Consider the following 14,788-nt stretch of genomic DNA (forward strand, 5'->3'; position numbering starts at 1 on the left):
TAATGAAAAAAATCACTGCAATATACACATTTGCCTTACTGATGGTTCTGTTTGTCGCGCTGGTTATCATCAATGATAAGCTTTTTGACAGTACCCGCATCGATTTAACTGAACAAAAAGTGTTTACCTTATCTGACGGCAGTCATCAGATTATTGATGAAATAGAGGAGCCGGTAACCCTGTATTATTTCTTCTCAGATGACGCTACGAAGGGGATGACAGCGCTGAGAAATTACGCCGACAGAGTAAAAAGCTTGCTGCGCGAATATGAAAAAGCGGCCAACGGTAAAATTCGTCTGCGCTTTATCGATCCCGAACCGTTTTCTGAAGCAGAAGACAAGGCGGCCCGGTTCGGCCTGACAGGTGCGACGCTGGGAAATAATAATGACACGGTATATTTTGGTCTGGCCGGCACCAACACCCTGGATGATCAGATCACCATTGAGTTTTTTGATCCGCAAAAAGCCAACTTTTTAGAATACGACATCAGCAAAATGCTGCACCAGCTCAGTATTGGCAGTTCACCCAAACTTGCGCTTATTACTGACTTGCCGGTTCAGGGAGGCCAGAATCCGATCACCGGGCAGAATGAATCCTCCATGGTTTTTTATGAACAGCTCAGTCAGCTTTTTGATGTTCATCTGATCTCACCGGATGACACCCAGTTACCTGAAGAAACTGCTGTCGTCATGCTGGCTCATCCGCCCAAAATGAGTGAGGCATTAAAATATGCCGTTGATCAGTACGCCATGGCGCAGGGGCAGGTCATTGCTTTTATTGATCCGCATTATGAGTCAGACATGCTGAGCCTGATGGGCAATCAGCAGGCTAACCGCTCAGATATGAGCTTACTTAAAAGCTGGGGTATAGATATTCCGGCTGACCGCATTGTGCTGGATGGAGTACTGGGGCTTGAGGTGCAAAGTGCTTCTGGTAGTGTCGTTAAGCACCCGGGTTATCTGGGCTTGGGTAAAGGCCAGCTGCATAATGACGATGTTATTACAGCAAATCTCGACTCACTGAATATTGCCTCAGCAGGTGAAATTACATTGCTGCCATCCTCGACGCTGGATATGGATGTGTTAATGCAGACCTCGGATGATGGCTTTGTCACAGACACTGAATATTATTTGAGCCATCCTGACCCTGAGGATTTACAACAAAAGCTTGGCTCGTCAGGACAGGCAAAAGTGCTGGCGGCACATATTACCGGCACAACCATCTCAGCATTCGGTCAGCCGCCGGAGGGCGCCGACAAAACACAGTTTAAAGCCACTACTGATAAACTTAATCTGTTAGTCATCTCCGATGCTGACATGCTGGCCGACCGCTTCTGGGTGCAGCAAAACCAGTTCTTCGGTCAGACACTTTACAGCCCGTTTGCCAATAACGGTGATTTTGTGGTGAATGCTGCAGAGAATCTGGCCGGCAGTAATGCATTAATTGATGTGCGAAGTCGCGGCCAGTTCGCCCGGCCATTCTCTCGCGTGGCCTCGCTGGAGCGCAAAGCACAGAAGCAATATCGTGAACACGAGCAGAAGCTGCGGGATGAGCTGGCTCAAACCGAGTCACAGCTGGCACAGTTACAGAATCAACAGGGGCAGGGCACTTCGCTGGTACTTACTGATGAACAGCAGCGAACCATCGATGCGTTTGTGGAAAAGCGGGTGGCTGTCAGAAAGCAGCTCCGTGATGTGCAATACGAGCTGAGGAGCGATATCGACAAATTGGGTAACTGGCTGAAGTTCGTGAATATTGCCGCAGCGCCCCTGGTATTGGTGATGACCTTGTATTTATTAACCCTGGTACTGCGTAGACGTGCAGGAAGCAGGTTCAACAGGAACTGAAAATGAACATACGTGTTGTATTGCTTAGCGTACTGGTTGCCGCCTCAAGCGCTTCAGCGTGGTATTTAACCCGCAATGAGCAAAGTGTTGTTACAACACCTTCCTCTTCGGTATTAGACGGCCTGTCGCAACACAGTGATGCGATTGAATATGTAAAAATAGAAAATGCCTCCAGCGTGATCTTTGAGGCCAAACGTGATGAAGGTAAGTGGAAAGCCACGCATCTTGATTCGTCACAACGTTTCCCGGTGGACACCAAAGCATTATCAACACTTATTCGAAAACTGTCTCAGGCTGATATTGTTGAGAAGAAAACTGAAAATGAAAAGCTGTATGCACGATTGGGTGTAGAGGACCCGGACAGTGACGGCGCCGAGTCAATGCTACTTACCCTTGAAGGGGCGGACCAACAATGGCAGATTATTGTCGGTAACGCGTCTGAAAGCCGACGGGGGCATTTTATCCGGCATCCTGAGCAACCTGCCAGCTACCTGATAAATCAGGTTATTTCATTGCCACTCTCTTCATCTGAATGGCTGAATAAGACTATTTTGCCTGCAACGTTGCAGGAGCTTAGCGAAGCGCGCTTCTGGCAGCCTGAAAAGCAGGAGTTAGTGATAAGCCAGTCATCAGATAATTCAGCGACCTGGCAGGCGGCGATCATAAACGGTGAACGGACTCAAATGGTCTCAACTGCTTCACTGAGCTATCCAGGAGTCCTGGCACAAGCGTTGGAAGACATTTTTTCATTTAACTATCTGCAGGTCCGCCCCTTTAGTCAGGCAGAGTGGGAGGCGCAGAGACTGGCGGGTAAAGTTGATATGACACTGCTGGATGGTGAGCGAGTACTTGTTGAGGTCAGCGCAGCCAATGATCTTGATCAGTATCAGGTTCGTTTCGATATGCCTGATAATCCTTCCTGGGTCAGTGACTGGATTTTTACTGTATCGGGCTATCAGGGACGGGCGTTTTTACTTTCCCTGGAGTCGATAACCAGTGCTGGTGGGCAATAGCCTGACCAGGGAGTTAGATAAAGCTCAGGCCTTGTCCTGAGCTTTTTTTATGCAGTGGTTTAACTGCGCTTGCAGGTGTTTGCACCCCAGTGCTTCTGCACGTGAAATATTGGCTTCAAATATAGCGTCCGGATTGGCATAGTCTTTCAGTGCCCGGGTAATATCCGCCTCTCGGATTAAGTGGAATGTAGGGTAGGGAGCCCGATTGGTAAAGTGGGAGGGGGAGCTTTCTGCTTCGCCCTCAAATTCATATTCAGGATGAAAACTGGCAAGTTGATAGATGCCCTCGTACTGCCATTGGGCTAACATTGCCTGTGCCAGCGAGAGTGCATCCAGATAGTCATCAAAACGGCGTAACGCAGGCACCATCAATAACGTTGTCGCTATCTCAGCAGTCTCATCCAGTTGAACGCATGCACTGTGTAGTGCAACCATGATGTCTGCCACATTATCATGAGTACAAACCTGATAGTGAATGGTCTCAGGATGGCGCACAAAGCGCGCAAACGGGCAGAAGTTATGGTGAATGACCACATCGTCCACCCAAAAGCGCATGGCGTTAATAACAACCTTTTCGCTCATGAGTGAAACTTTACGTAGGCTTCCAGGGTATTTTCAATCAGGCTGGCAACGGTCATTGGGCCAACACCGCCGGGCACCGGCGTGATCCATCCCGCACGCTCTTTGGCGCTGTCAAACTCCACATCACCGACAAGGGATCCATCAGCATTTCTGTTGATGCCAACATCCACCACAATCGCGCCGGGTTTTACCCAGTCACCGGGAATGAAGTTAGACTTGCCTACCGCCACTACCAGCAAGTCGGCGCGGCTGACATGGGTGCGCAGCTCCTTGGTAAACTTATGACAGGTTGTCACCGTACAGCCAGCCAGTAACAACTCCAGCGCCATTGGTCTGCCCACAATATTTGATGCACCCACAATGACCGCATCCAGGCCTTTGATCCGACGTTTTGTCGACTCAATCATTGTCATAATGCCCTTGGGGGTACAGGGGCGAAGCGCTGGAATACGCTGTGCAAGACGGCCTATATTGTAGGGGTGGAATCCGTCGACGTCTTTGTGCGGACGAATACGCTCAAGAATTTCCTCTGAATTCAGGCCTGCAGGTAAAGGAAGCTGTACCAGTATGCCATCGATCTCATCATCATTATTGAGCTCATCAATCAAGGACTCTAAAGAAGCCTGATCGGTATTTGCCGGTAAATCGAAGGAACGGGAAATGAAGCCTACTTCTTCGCACGCCTTACGCTTATTTGCCACGTACACCTGGGAAGCGGCATCGTTTCCAACAAGTACGACGGCAAGACCTGGCTGCCGCTTTCCTGCCGCTTTCAGCGACTCGACATAAGAAGAAACATGTTGGCGTACTTGCTTGGCAATCAATTTGCCATCAATAATATGCGCGGTCATAAAGGATAATGCTCTTTGTATATAGTGGAGATAAATGTGACGCGCGATATTGTTTCATAAAATCCGCGGCACCAGTAGATCCTTTTTTATTCAGGGTAAGTTATTACTTTTGGTTGCAGTCAGTGACACCGATATCCGATAACGCGTATTTCGTGAAACAAAAGGATGACTTGAGGCGGGTAACTGAATGAAATTCCCGCAAATTGTAGGATTTCTCCTCGCTTTGTTTGCTTTGTGAGCGGTTAGTATTTTTATTTGAAAAAGTGTTTGACGAGGTAGGGGCAAGTCAGTAATATGCGCAACCCGTAACGGCGAGTAACGAAATCGCCGGAACGGTATCGGTGAGTGGCGCAGTTTGGTAGCGCACTTGGTTTGGGTCCAAGGGGTCGCAGGTTCAAATCCTGTCTCACCGACCACTTAGCTAGCGATGATTCGCCGGGCGCCCGTAGCTCAGCTGGATAGAGCAACGGCCTTCTAAGCCGTGGGTCGCAGGTTCGAATCCTGCCGGGCGCGCCATTTTTAACGCGGGTCAGGTAGCAGGCAAAAGTAGATTTAATACTGACATTATTCAGTTTTTAATGATACACTTGCCGCACGTTAGCAAGCACCATCTATGGTGGGCGTAGCTCAGTTGGTAGAGCCCCGGATTGTGATTCCGGTTGTCGTGGGTTCAAGTCCCATCGTCCACCCCACTTTTTCGCGGGAGTGGTGGAATTGGTAGACACGCTGGATTTAGGTTCCAGTGCTTCACGGCGTGAGAGTTCAAGTCTCTCCTTCCGCACCATCGTTTTACATCATATATGCCGGTGAGTGGCGCAGTTTGGTAGCGCACTTGGTTTGGGTCCAAGGGGTCGCAGGTTCAAATCCTGTCTCACCGACCATTATTATCCCATAATGAATCATTCTTTCTTCAGATGTAACGCGTCATCCGCGACGTTATTCCTACATTTATCTAGTAAAATCTATCGAATAATCCAAATTGTAGGCTTTGCCTCTCGACTCAATTCGCCTCTGGCTGTATACTACCGCGTCTTTTTTTAACCAACGTGTTTTACCAGCGGTTTAATCAGCGGTTAAACAATCGTTAGTAGAGAACCTCTGACCCGACGTAATTTTGCCTGCAAAGCAGTCAAGGGAAGGGGGCACGAAAACAAAGCGTCAGACAGACGTACAGTTGAGGTAACATAATGCAAGTTTCAGTCGAGACGACCCAGGGTTTAGAACGCCGTCTTACTATTACCGTACCAGCAGACTCTGTTGATTCTGCGGTAAAGTCACGCCTACAGCAATTAGCGAAAACTCAGCGCATCAATGGCTTCCGTCCAGGTAAAGTGCCGGTCAGCGTAATCCAAAAGCGTTTTGGTCAAGCTGTTCGTCAGGAAGTTGCTGGCGATGTGATGCAACAAAACTTCTATCAGGCCGTTATGCAGGAAAACATTACCCCTGCCGGTATGCCTAAATTTGAACTGACAAAAGACCAGCGTGGCGAAGACCTTGAGTTTGTTGCGTCATTTGAAGTTTATCCTGAAGTAGAAGTTAAAGGCGTTGACGAGATCGAAATTGAGAAGCCAGTGGTTGAAATCACTGACGAAGACCTCGATAACATGATGGAAACGCTGCAAAAGCAACACGCGACGTGGAAAGAAGTAAAGCGTAAAGCGCGTAAAGATGACCGCGTTGTTATCGATTTTGTTGGTAAGATCGATGGTGAAGAGTTTGACGGCGGTAAAGCCGAAGACTTCACGCTGGAGCTTGGCAAAGGCCGTATGATTCCAGGTTTTGAGAAGCCGCTGGTAGGTGCCAAAGCGGGTGAAGATGTGACCGTTGAAGTAACGTTCCCTGAAGATTACCACGCCGAAGCGTTGAAAGGGAAAGATGCGGTATTTGATGTTCACGTGAAAAACGTTGAAGGTCAGCAGCTTCCAGACGTCGATGATGAATTTGCTAAGCTGTTTGGTGTCGAAGAAGGCGGTGTTGACGCGCTAAAGGACGAAGTTCGCAAAAATATGCAGCGTGAGCTAGACCAAACGCTAAAAGCGAATGTAAAAGAAGATGTGATTGCTAAACTTCTTGAGAAAAATGAGATTGACGTGCCACAGGCAATGGTTGATCAGGAAGTAAATGCACTGCGTGAGCAGGCGAAGCAACGCTTCAGTCAGCAAGGTGGTGGTCAGAATATGCCAGAGCTGCCAGCAGAACTTTTCACCGACAATGCAAAGCGTCGTGTGTCTATTGGTCTGATTCTTGGCGAGATCATCAAAAAGAACGAGCTGAAAGCTGACGAAGAAAAAGTAAATGCATTAATCGAAACATCTGCATCTGCATATGAAGATCCGCAGGAAGTTATCGATTACTACAAAAACAACGATGAACTGATGCAGCAAATGCAAAATGTTGCATTAGAAGAGCAGGCAATTGAGTGGGTATTGGACAAAGCCAAAACCCAGGAAGTTACCAAAGCTTTTGATGAGGTTATGAACAAACAGGCGTAAATTTACTCGCACTGTTTGACTTAACCTGTCAGCAACTGCTTAAATGCTCGGAGCCTTCCGAGCATTTTTGTTTTTAACGCTAACAAATCAAGGTAGATATGATTAACCCATTAGAACCACAAAACGCACTGGTGCCTATGGTTGTCGAACAGACATCTAAAGGTGAACGCTCATACGATATTTATTCTCGTCTGCTTAAAGAAAACGTTATTTTTCTGGTGGGTCAGGTAGAAGATCACATGGCTAACCTGATTGTGGCCCAGATGTTATTTCTGGAAGCGGAAAACCCGGAAAAGGACATCTACCTGTATATCAACTCACCCGGTGGCTCAGTCACTGCCGGTATGGCGATTTACGATACAATGAATTTTATTAAACCTGATGTCAGCACAGTGTGTGTTGGTCAGGCAGCCAGCATGGGAGCTTTCCTTCTGTCTGGTGGTGCGAAGGGTAAACGTTATTGTTTGCCAAACTCTCGTGTCATGATTCACCAACCTCTCGGCGGTTTTCAGGGGCAGGCATCTGACTTTGAAATACATGCGAAGGAAATTCTTTCTATTAAAGAAAAGTTAAACCGATTATTGTCACAACACACGGGTCAGGATTATGAGACCGTGGCGCGTGATACTGATCGCGACAATTTCTTAAGCGCAACCGAAGCCAAAGAGTATGGTCTGATCGATCAGGTTTTAACAAATCGATCTGACGCCGCTACGACAAAGTAGTATATTATTAAGTAGCCCGGACTCCCTCGATATTTTATTTTTTTGAGTCCGGCTAAGGCAGAGGCATAACGTAATGAGTGACAAACAGAACTCTGACGGTGACAACAAATTACTTTACTGCTCGTTTTGCGGCAAAAGCCAGCACGAGGTGAGAAAGCTGATTGCCGGGCCGTCCGTTTTTATCTGTGATGAATGTGTCGAATTATGTAACGACATTATTCGTGAAGAAATTAAAGAAATTGCACCTAAGCAAAAGCAGGACGCGCTACCGCGGCCCCATGAGATTCACTCTCATCTTGATGACTATGTCATTGGGCAGGAGCATGCGAAAAAAGTCTTGTCAGTCGCTGTATATAACCACTATAAGCGCTTACGTCACGGAGACGTGCATGAAGGCGTGGAACTGGGCAAAAGCAACATTCTGTTAATCGGTCCTACCGGTAGTGGTAAGACACTGCTTGCTGAGACCCTGGCAAGATTGTTGGATGTACCCTTTACGATGGCCGATGCGACCACCCTGACCGAAGCCGGTTACGTGGGTGAAGATGTTGAAAATATCATACAGAAGCTTTTGCAAAAATGTGATTACGACGTCGAAAAGGCACAGCGCGGTATCGTTTATATCGACGAGATTGATAAGATTTCACGTAAATCTGACAATCCTTCAATTACTCGTGATGTATCCGGTGAAGGTGTTCAACAGGCATTGCTGAAGCTTATTGAGGGTACGGTTGCATCTGTGCCACCTCAGGGCGGAAGAAAGCACCCTCAACAGGAGTTTTTGCAGGTAGATACCTCTAAAATTCTGTTTATCTGTGGTGGTGCGTTCGCAGGCCTGGATAAGGTGATCGAACAGCGTGCAGCAACTGGTAGTGGTATTGGTTTTGGCGCGAAGGTCAAGTCGAAAGAAAATCAGCAGGCGGTAAGTGAGCTGTTCAAACAGGTAGAGCCTGAAGACCTGGTCAAGTACGGGCTGATTCCTGAATTTATCGGTCGCCTGCCTGTTGTTACCAGTTTAGAAGAACTCAACGAAGAAGCCTTGATTCAGATTCTGCGCGAACCTAAAAACGCTATTACTAAACAGTATGGTGCGTTGTTCGCGTTGGAAGATGTTGAGCTTGAATTCAGAGACGACGCGCTTCACGCGATTGCTAAAAAAGCAATGAACCGTAAAACGGGCGCCCGTGGTCTGCGTTCCATCGTCGAAGGTGTTTTACTTGATACGATGTACGATCTGCCATCGACGAACGATGTGAAAAAGGTCGTGATTGACGAGACGGTGATTCGGGGCGAGTCCAAACCGATTCTTATTTATGAGAATTCAGACAATAAGAAAGCTGCATCTGAATAAATGTATGTGATTAAAAAAACCGGCTAAGGCCGGTTTTTTTATGTCCGGTAATAATACAGAGCGCGTTCAGAATAAAGCTGCCAGGCAAGATTGATTAAAGTGAGTATTGTGAATCACTTCTGTTTTTTTATTCGATAAGTAAAGTCTTAAGCAACATTCGGTGTGTTCGTGCTTAAAGTGATAACTTGTGCTGACAAACCGGCAGTGGTCAAAGAGGGGATTAATACGGTAAGTGACCTGAGATTCGCATAGTATCAGCATGTTATGTCATACCTGTTAGCAATTGCTTCTTGTATCGCTGCTCATGGGTTCGTGAGGCAGTTGTCTCACTTCACCACCGCACAATATGCTTTTCTTTATGCAAAGTTACTCCGCTAATTCATTGCGTTGTTTTAATTTTAATCATGCGATATTCATATCTGAACAAATAGGCACAATTGTATTGCCTTTAGGTTTCAAATAGTTAAAAGTGAATATGCAAAGTACGCAAAAGCGTTTTGGCGCTTATAGATTATAAAAATGACAATAAATGATATTTATTGTGCCAATCTCGCCGCCTGGGTTTGAACTTTGCTGTTGTAACCCCATATAAATCGACATTAGTAACCAATAGAGTATTCGTATGACAGCTGAGCGTGAAAATCGCATTGAGATCCCCGTACTGGCGTTACGGGACGTCGTGGTCTATCCACATATGGTCATACCCCTATTTGTTGGTCGTGAAAAATCTATCCGCTGCCTGGAAGCGGCGATGGAAAACGACAAACAAATCTTTCTGGTAGCCCAAAAGGATGCCAGTGTAGATGAGCCTGAAACGGATGACATTTATAGCGTTGGCACCATTGCCACTATTCTGCAACTTTTGAAATTACCCGACGGTACGGTAAAGGTACTGGTTGAGGGTAATGTTCGCGGCGAAATTAACGAGTATACCCAGTCTGAGCCTTACTACACAGCAAGTGTGGATAAGGTAGCTGATGAAGCCATTGCTGAAAATGAGCAGGAAGTATTGATTCGCTCGGCAGTCTCGCAGTTTGAAGGCTACGTAAAACTCAACAAAAAAATCCCGCCTGAAGTATTAACCTCGCTTAACGGTATCGATGATGCTGCGCGCCTGGCCGATACGATGGCAGCGCATATGCCGCTAAAGCTGACCGAAAAACAAAAAGTGCTGGAGATGAAAGGGGTGAACGAACGCCTTGAATATCTGATGGCATTGATGGAAGGCGAAATCGACCTGCTGCAGGTAGAAAAGAAAATTCGTACCCGCGTCAAAAAGCAAATGGAAAAAAGTCAGCGCGAGTATTATCTGAACGAGCAAATGAAAGCGATTCAGAAAGAACTGGGCGAAATGGACGATGCCCCGGACGAATTTGAGGCGCTCAGCAACAAAATTACTGAATCGAAGATGCCCAAAGAGGCCGAAGAAAAAGCCCGGGCAGAACTGCAGAAGCTTAAAATGATGTCGCCGATGTCAGCTGAAGCGACCGTTGTGCGCAGCTACATTGAGTGGCTAACTGGCGTACCGTGGCAAAAACGCAGCCCCGTCAAGCGTGACCTTGAGCGGGCTGAAAAAGTTTTGAATGCAGACCATTATGGGCTTGAAAAGGTCAAAGAGCGCATTATCGAATATCTTGCTGTTCAACAGCGGGTTAAGAAACTCAAAGGTCCGATTCTATGTCTCGTCGGTCCACCCGGGGTGGGCAAAACCTCACTGGGCCAGTCTGTTGCCAAGGCAACCGGCAGAAAATATGTGCGTATGGCTCTGGGCGGCGTGCGCGATGAGGCTGAAATCCGTGGTCACCGCCGTACCTACATTGGCTCAATGCCCGGTAAGCTGATTCAGAATATGACAAAAGTCGGGGTCAAAAACCCGCTGTTTCTGTTAGATGAAATCGACAAAATGTCTGCCGATATGCGCGGTGATCCTGCTTCAGCGTTGCTGGAGGTACTGGATCCTGAACAGAACAATAGTTTTTCAGACCATTATCTGGAAGTCGATTATGATCTGTCTGATGTGATGTTTGTTGCAACGTCAAACAGTATGAACATTCCCGGTCCCCTGTTAGACAGAATGGAGGTTATCCGCCTGTCAGGGTATACCGAAGATGAGAAGCTTAATATTGCAACTGGCCATTTAATTGGCAAACAAATGGAGCGCAACGGGCTTAAAGAAGATGAGCTGGAGATTACTGAGTCAGCCATTATCGGTATTATCCGTTACTACACGCGTGAAGCCGGTGTTCGTAATCTTGAGCGGGAGATATCAAAAGTTTGTCGCAAAGCGGTAAAAGATATTTTGTTATCAAAGAGCAAGGATAAGGTCGTTGTCACACAGGATAACCTTAAAGACTACCTTGGTGTGCAGCGCCATGACTACGGCAAAGCAGACAAAGAAAATCAAATTGGACAGGTGACCGGCCTGGCCTGGACACAGGTGGGTGGAGATTTACTGACAATCGAAACCAGCACCGTGCCCGGTAAGGGAAAGATGACGTCGACCGGTTCGCTTGGCGACGTCATGCAGGAATCAATTAAAGCTGCAATGACCGTCGTCAGAAGTCGTGCTAAAAAACTTCGTATTAATGAAGATTTTTATGAAAAACGGGATATTCACGTTCATGTGCCTGAAGGTGCGACGCCTAAAGATGGGCCAAGTGCAGGTATTGCAATGTGCACTGCGCTGGTTTCATCGTTAACCGGTAACCCGGTCAAGTGCGATGTCGCCATGACGGGGGAGATTACGCTTCGTGGTGAAGTCCTGGCAATTGGTGGTTTAAAAGAGAAGCTACTTGCTGCACATCGCGGCGGTATCAAAACGGTTGTTATCCCACAGGAGAACGAGCGCGACCTGGAAGAGATTCCGGATAATGTTAAAGAAGCCTTATCTATTCACCCGGTTAAATGGATTGATGAGGTACTCGACATTGCGTTACAGGAACCCGTGGAATCTTTCGAAGTGGTAACACAAAATTAAGGTTGCAATGGCTGAAACGCTTGCCAGGCAAGGTGAGGCAGCTATTTCGCTGTAATTTTTGGTTAAAAAGTGAACGATATGGCCAATTTCCTTCACTTTTTTTCAAAATAGGGCTTTCAAGCGCCATAAGTTGTGATACCTTTACTTTGTACTCGCTTGAAGCCTTGTCTCTAAAGGGATGCAGCGACTCACTAAAAATTAACTATCTGTAACACAGTGCTTGATTATCGTTATCAAGCTTGTTTAAACGTTCCGATAATTAATTCGATAATTGTTTCGGACAAACAGTATAATAACAAACGAAGGGGATCATAATTGTGAACAAGTCTCAACTCATCGACCAAATCGCTGCTGGTGCGGACATCTCTAAAGCGGCTGCTGGCCGTGCTCTTGACGCATTCACTGATGCAGTAACTGCAGCGCTTAAAGACGGTGACCAAGTTGCACTAGTCGGTTTCGGTACATTTGCTGTTCGTGAACGTTCAGCGCGCAGTGGCCGTAACCCTCAAACTGGTGAGACTATTCAAATCGCAGCAGCTAAAGTTCCTTCTTTCAAAGCAGGTAAAGCTTTAAAAGACGCGTGTAACTAAGCGCACAAAATTTTAAAAAGGCGATGGTTTTTACCATCGCCTTTTTTATTTCTGCATTTCGAAAGGCAGGCAATAATACAAACGGTATTCGCATGTTACGCAGTCGCATACACATTTTTGTCAAAGGAAAACCATCGCGTTTTTGTGTGTAATCGCGCTATAATCCTGCCTTATTTGTTGGCGTTCTAAACATAATGCTGCGACAAGCGGCTAACGCTGACATAAGTGGTAAGCAACGGAGTTGAAATAAAATCATGCTAGAAAGAATCAGAGAAGGTTCTCAAAGCCCGTGGGCAATGATTATCATCGGCCTGGTGGTATTGAGTTTCGTCTTTGCCGGTGTAGGCAGCTACCTGAGCTCTTCTGGTGGCACGGCAGTCGCTACCGTCAATGGCGATGAAATTGGCCAAAACGAATTAGAGCGTGCCTATCAAAGTCAGCGCGCTCAGATGGAAAGCCAATACGGTGAAGATATTGCGGCGATGTTCGCAGATGAAAATTACCTTAAACAATTTCGCAGTAATGTTTTACAAAGCCTGATCAATAACAAGCTGGTAGAGCAGAAAGCTGAAGAGATGGGGCTGCGTGTAGGTGATGACCAGATACGTCAGACCATCAAAGACATGCAGGGCTTTCAGACAGCCGGGCAGTTTGATAACGAGCGCTATCTTGCTGTGTTACGGCAGAACGGTTTCAGCCCGGCGCAATTTCGGGATTATTTACGCGTAGAATTAACCCGCGAACAGCTTACCCGTGCACTTCAGGCCTCGTCATTTGCCCTGGATGGTGAGACGCAGCGTGCCTGGCAGCTGCAATCACAGATTCGCGGTGGCCGCTACTTTATTGTGGATGCCAAAAACTTTGCTGACAGCGTCACTATCTCAGATGAAGATATCAACAATTTTTACGAGCAGAATATCGCTGCATTTGATACGCAGGAAAAAGTCAATATCGCGTATGTCACGCTTTCTGTTGATGATGTGATGAAAGACGTAGATGTAAGCGATGAAGAAGTTGAAACATTCTACGAAGACAATAAAGACCAGTACCACACAGAAGAAGAACGTCGCGTTTCGCACATTCTCATCGAAGTCGGTGAGGACAAAGAAGCTGCAGAACAACAGGCAGAGAAGCTCAGACAGTCAATCGAAGATGGTGCTGACTTTGCTGAGGTAGCCAAGCAAAGCTCTGCTGATACATTTTCTGCAGAAAATGGTGGCGATTTGGATTACATCACGCGCGATATGATGGAGCCTGCATTTGAAGAAGCAGCTTTCAATCTTGAGGAAGGTGAGGTGTCTGATGTGGTTGAAACAGAGTTTGGCTACCACATCATCAAGCTTACCGATATCAAGCCAGAGCAAGTAACAGAATTGGCAGACGTTGAGGAAAAGGTTCGCGAGACATTGCTTAATGACAAGGCAATGGAGCGTTTCTATGAGTTGCGTAGTCGCATGGACGAAGTAGCCTTCGAGATGCCAGAGACATTGGATGATGTAGCAGGTATCGCTAATCAACCTGTCGAAGAAACAGGCCTGTTTACACGCTCAGATGCACCAGAGGTAATGAGTAATCCTGCGGTGCTGAACGCTGCGTTTTCTGCCGAGCAGATTGAAGATCGTATGAACAGTGAAGTGATCGAACTGGATAACGAAACGGTCATGGTGCTGAGAGTCAAAGCACACGAACCACAGCGTACGCGTGAGCTGGCTGAGGTGAAGGCGCAGATTGAACGCCAGCTGCAGGCAGAACGTTTACAGGAGGCAGCGGCTGCCTGGGCTCAGGATGCTGTGGCGAAACTTAATGCCGGCGAAGATATTTCATCAATGCTGGAGCAATATGGATTATCATGGCAGGACGCTGAGTCTGTTAGCCGAGGACAAAGCGAGCTTCCTCGTAATTTGGTTCAGACGCTATTTTCTTTGTCTGAGCAGGAAGGTGAGAAAGCCGGTTCTGCGAAGCTGGCTTCAGGTAATGTGGGTGTTATAGAGCTACAGAGTATTCAACAGGCTGAAGCACCTGATGAAGAGCTGGCAAGCACCATTCGTCAGCGTCTGGGCGCTGCGTATGGTCAAAGCACTTACCAAAGCTTTATTAATGGATTACGTGAAAACGCTGAAATAGAAGTGCTTACCCAGTAAGCACGATCGGCGAATAAGAAAGGTGTGCTTAGGCACACCTTTTTTTTGCTAGTGTGTGAGAAAAAGCATCAGCGAATAAAAAGCAGCGATCACAGAAGATACTATCAGAATATACAAGAAACCCTGTTTACCCTGTTCAAAGGTAAATTTGTTAAGCCGCAGATATATAATCCACAGTACACAAAGAATAAGTGGCACCAATACAATAATCTTAAGCAC

General features: G+C 46.8%; 10 protein-coding genes and 5 tRNA genes. 13 read left to right on the forward strand and 2 right to left on the reverse strand.

The window, feature by feature from the left end:
- Nucleotides 1–2 precede the first annotated feature (2 nt).
- Nucleotides 3–1,847 carry a GldG family protein gene (locus HHX48_RS16125; RefSeq protein WP_191026369.1) on the forward strand — a complete coding sequence of 615 codons (1,845 nt, stop codon included), beginning with the start codon at nt 3–5 and terminating at the stop codon, nt 1,845–1,847.
- Between the two features lie 2 nt (nt 1,848–1,849).
- Entirely contained in the window at nt 1,850–2,860 is a 1,011-nt protein-coding gene (locus HHX48_RS16130) for a DUF4340 domain-containing protein (protein WP_191026370.1), read from the forward strand.
- A 24-nt stretch (nt 2,861–2,884) separates the two neighbouring features.
- Here the strand turns inward: HHX48_RS16130 and HHX48_RS16135 are convergent, their stop codons facing one another.
- Nucleotides 2,885–3,442: a DUF1415 domain-containing protein gene (locus HHX48_RS16135; protein ID WP_191026371.1), complete on the reverse strand. Its 558-nt coding sequence runs from the start codon at nt 3,440–3,442 to the stop codon at nt 2,885–2,887.
- Complete coding sequence (gene folD / locus HHX48_RS16140) at nt 3,439–4,293, reverse strand: bifunctional methylenetetrahydrofolate dehydrogenase/methenyltetrahydrofolate cyclohydrolase FolD (protein WP_191026372.1); 855 nt, start codon at nt 4,291–4,293, stop codon at nt 3,439–3,441. Before folD ends, HHX48_RS16135 begins: the two co-directional genes overlap by 4 nt.
- Nucleotides 4,294–4,632: 339 nt before the next feature.
- On the opposite strand from folD, the gene HHX48_RS16145 reads away from it, so the two are divergent.
- From HHX48_RS16145 to HHX48_RS16195, 11 genes are all read left to right on the forward strand, one after another.
- Nucleotides 4,633–4,709: transfer RNA gene (locus HHX48_RS16145), tRNA-Pro, on the forward strand.
- A 23-nt stretch (nt 4,710–4,732) separates the two neighbouring features.
- Nucleotides 4,733–4,809 (forward strand) — tRNA-Arg (locus HHX48_RS16150).
- 100 nt (nt 4,810–4,909) lie between these two features.
- Nucleotides 4,910–4,985 (forward strand) — tRNA-His (locus HHX48_RS16155).
- A gap of 7 nt (nt 4,986–4,992) precedes the next feature.
- Nucleotides 4,993–5,077 (forward strand) — tRNA-Leu (locus tag HHX48_RS16160).
- Between the two features lie 20 nt (nt 5,078–5,097).
- Nucleotides 5,098–5,174, forward strand: a tRNA-Pro gene (locus HHX48_RS16165).
- 306 nt (nt 5,175–5,480) lie between these two features.
- Entirely contained in the window at nt 5,481–6,785 is a 1,305-nt protein-coding gene (gene tig, locus HHX48_RS16170; protein ID WP_191026373.1) for a trigger factor, read from the forward strand.
- A 98-nt stretch (nt 6,786–6,883) separates the two neighbouring features.
- Nucleotides 6,884–7,510, forward strand: a complete 627-nt coding sequence (gene clpP / locus HHX48_RS16175) for an ATP-dependent Clp endopeptidase proteolytic subunit ClpP (protein ID WP_139755745.1) — start codon at nt 6,884–6,886, stop codon at nt 7,508–7,510.
- A gap of 73 nt (nt 7,511–7,583) precedes the next feature.
- Nucleotides 7,584–8,861, forward strand: a complete 1,278-nt coding sequence (gene clpX, locus HHX48_RS16180; protein WP_191026374.1) for an ATP-dependent protease ATP-binding subunit ClpX — start codon at nt 7,584–7,586, stop codon at nt 8,859–8,861.
- Nucleotides 8,862–9,483: 622 nt separating this feature from the next.
- Complete coding sequence (gene lon, locus HHX48_RS16185; protein ID WP_191026375.1) at nt 9,484–11,838, forward strand: endopeptidase La; 2,355 nt, start codon at nt 9,484–9,486, stop codon at nt 11,836–11,838.
- A 317-nt stretch (nt 11,839–12,155) separates the two neighbouring features.
- Nucleotides 12,156–12,428, forward strand: a complete 273-nt coding sequence (gene hupB / locus HHX48_RS16190) for a nucleoid-associated protein HU-beta (protein ID WP_018983015.1) — start codon at nt 12,156–12,158, stop codon at nt 12,426–12,428.
- A gap of 254 nt (nt 12,429–12,682) precedes the next feature.
- Nucleotides 12,683–14,569, forward strand: coding sequence for a SurA N-terminal domain-containing protein (locus tag HHX48_RS16195; RefSeq protein WP_191026376.1), 1,887 nt, complete (start codon nt 12,683–12,685; stop codon nt 14,567–14,569).
- Nucleotides 14,570–14,788 lie beyond the last annotated feature (219 nt).

The sequence above is a fragment of the Salinimonas profundi genome (assembly GCF_014750655.1).
Classification (GTDB): domain Bacteria; phylum Pseudomonadota; class Gammaproteobacteria; order Enterobacterales; family Alteromonadaceae; genus Alteromonas; species Alteromonas profundi_A.

Coding starts and splice junctions, on each gene's coding strand:
- HHX48_RS16135 (WP_191026371.1), bottom strand. CDS start 3,442: ATGAGCGAAAAGGTTGTTATTAACGCCATGCGCTTTTGGGTGGACGAT.
- clpX (WP_191026374.1), top strand. CDS start 7,584: ATGAGTGACAAACAGAACTCTGACGGTGACAACAAATTACTTTACTGC.
- clpP (WP_139755745.1), top strand. CDS start 6,884: ATGATTAACCCATTAGAACCACAAAACGCACTGGTGCCTATGGTTGTC.
- folD (WP_191026372.1), bottom strand. CDS start 4,293: ATGACCGCGCATATTATTGATGGCAAATTGATTGCCAAGCAAGTACGC.
- lon (WP_191026375.1), top strand. CDS start 9,484: ATGACAGCTGAGCGTGAAAATCGCATTGAGATCCCCGTACTGGCGTTA.
- HHX48_RS16195 (WP_191026376.1), top strand. CDS start 12,683: ATGCTAGAAAGAATCAGAGAAGGTTCTCAAAGCCCGTGGGCAATGATT.
- tig (WP_191026373.1), top strand. CDS start 5,481: ATGCAAGTTTCAGTCGAGACGACCCAGGGTTTAGAACGCCGTCTTACT.
- HHX48_RS16130 (WP_191026370.1), top strand. CDS start 1,850: ATGAACATACGTGTTGTATTGCTTAGCGTACTGGTTGCCGCCTCAAGC.
- HHX48_RS16125 (WP_191026369.1), top strand. CDS start 3: ATGAAAAAAATCACTGCAATATACACATTTGCCTTACTGATGGTTCTG.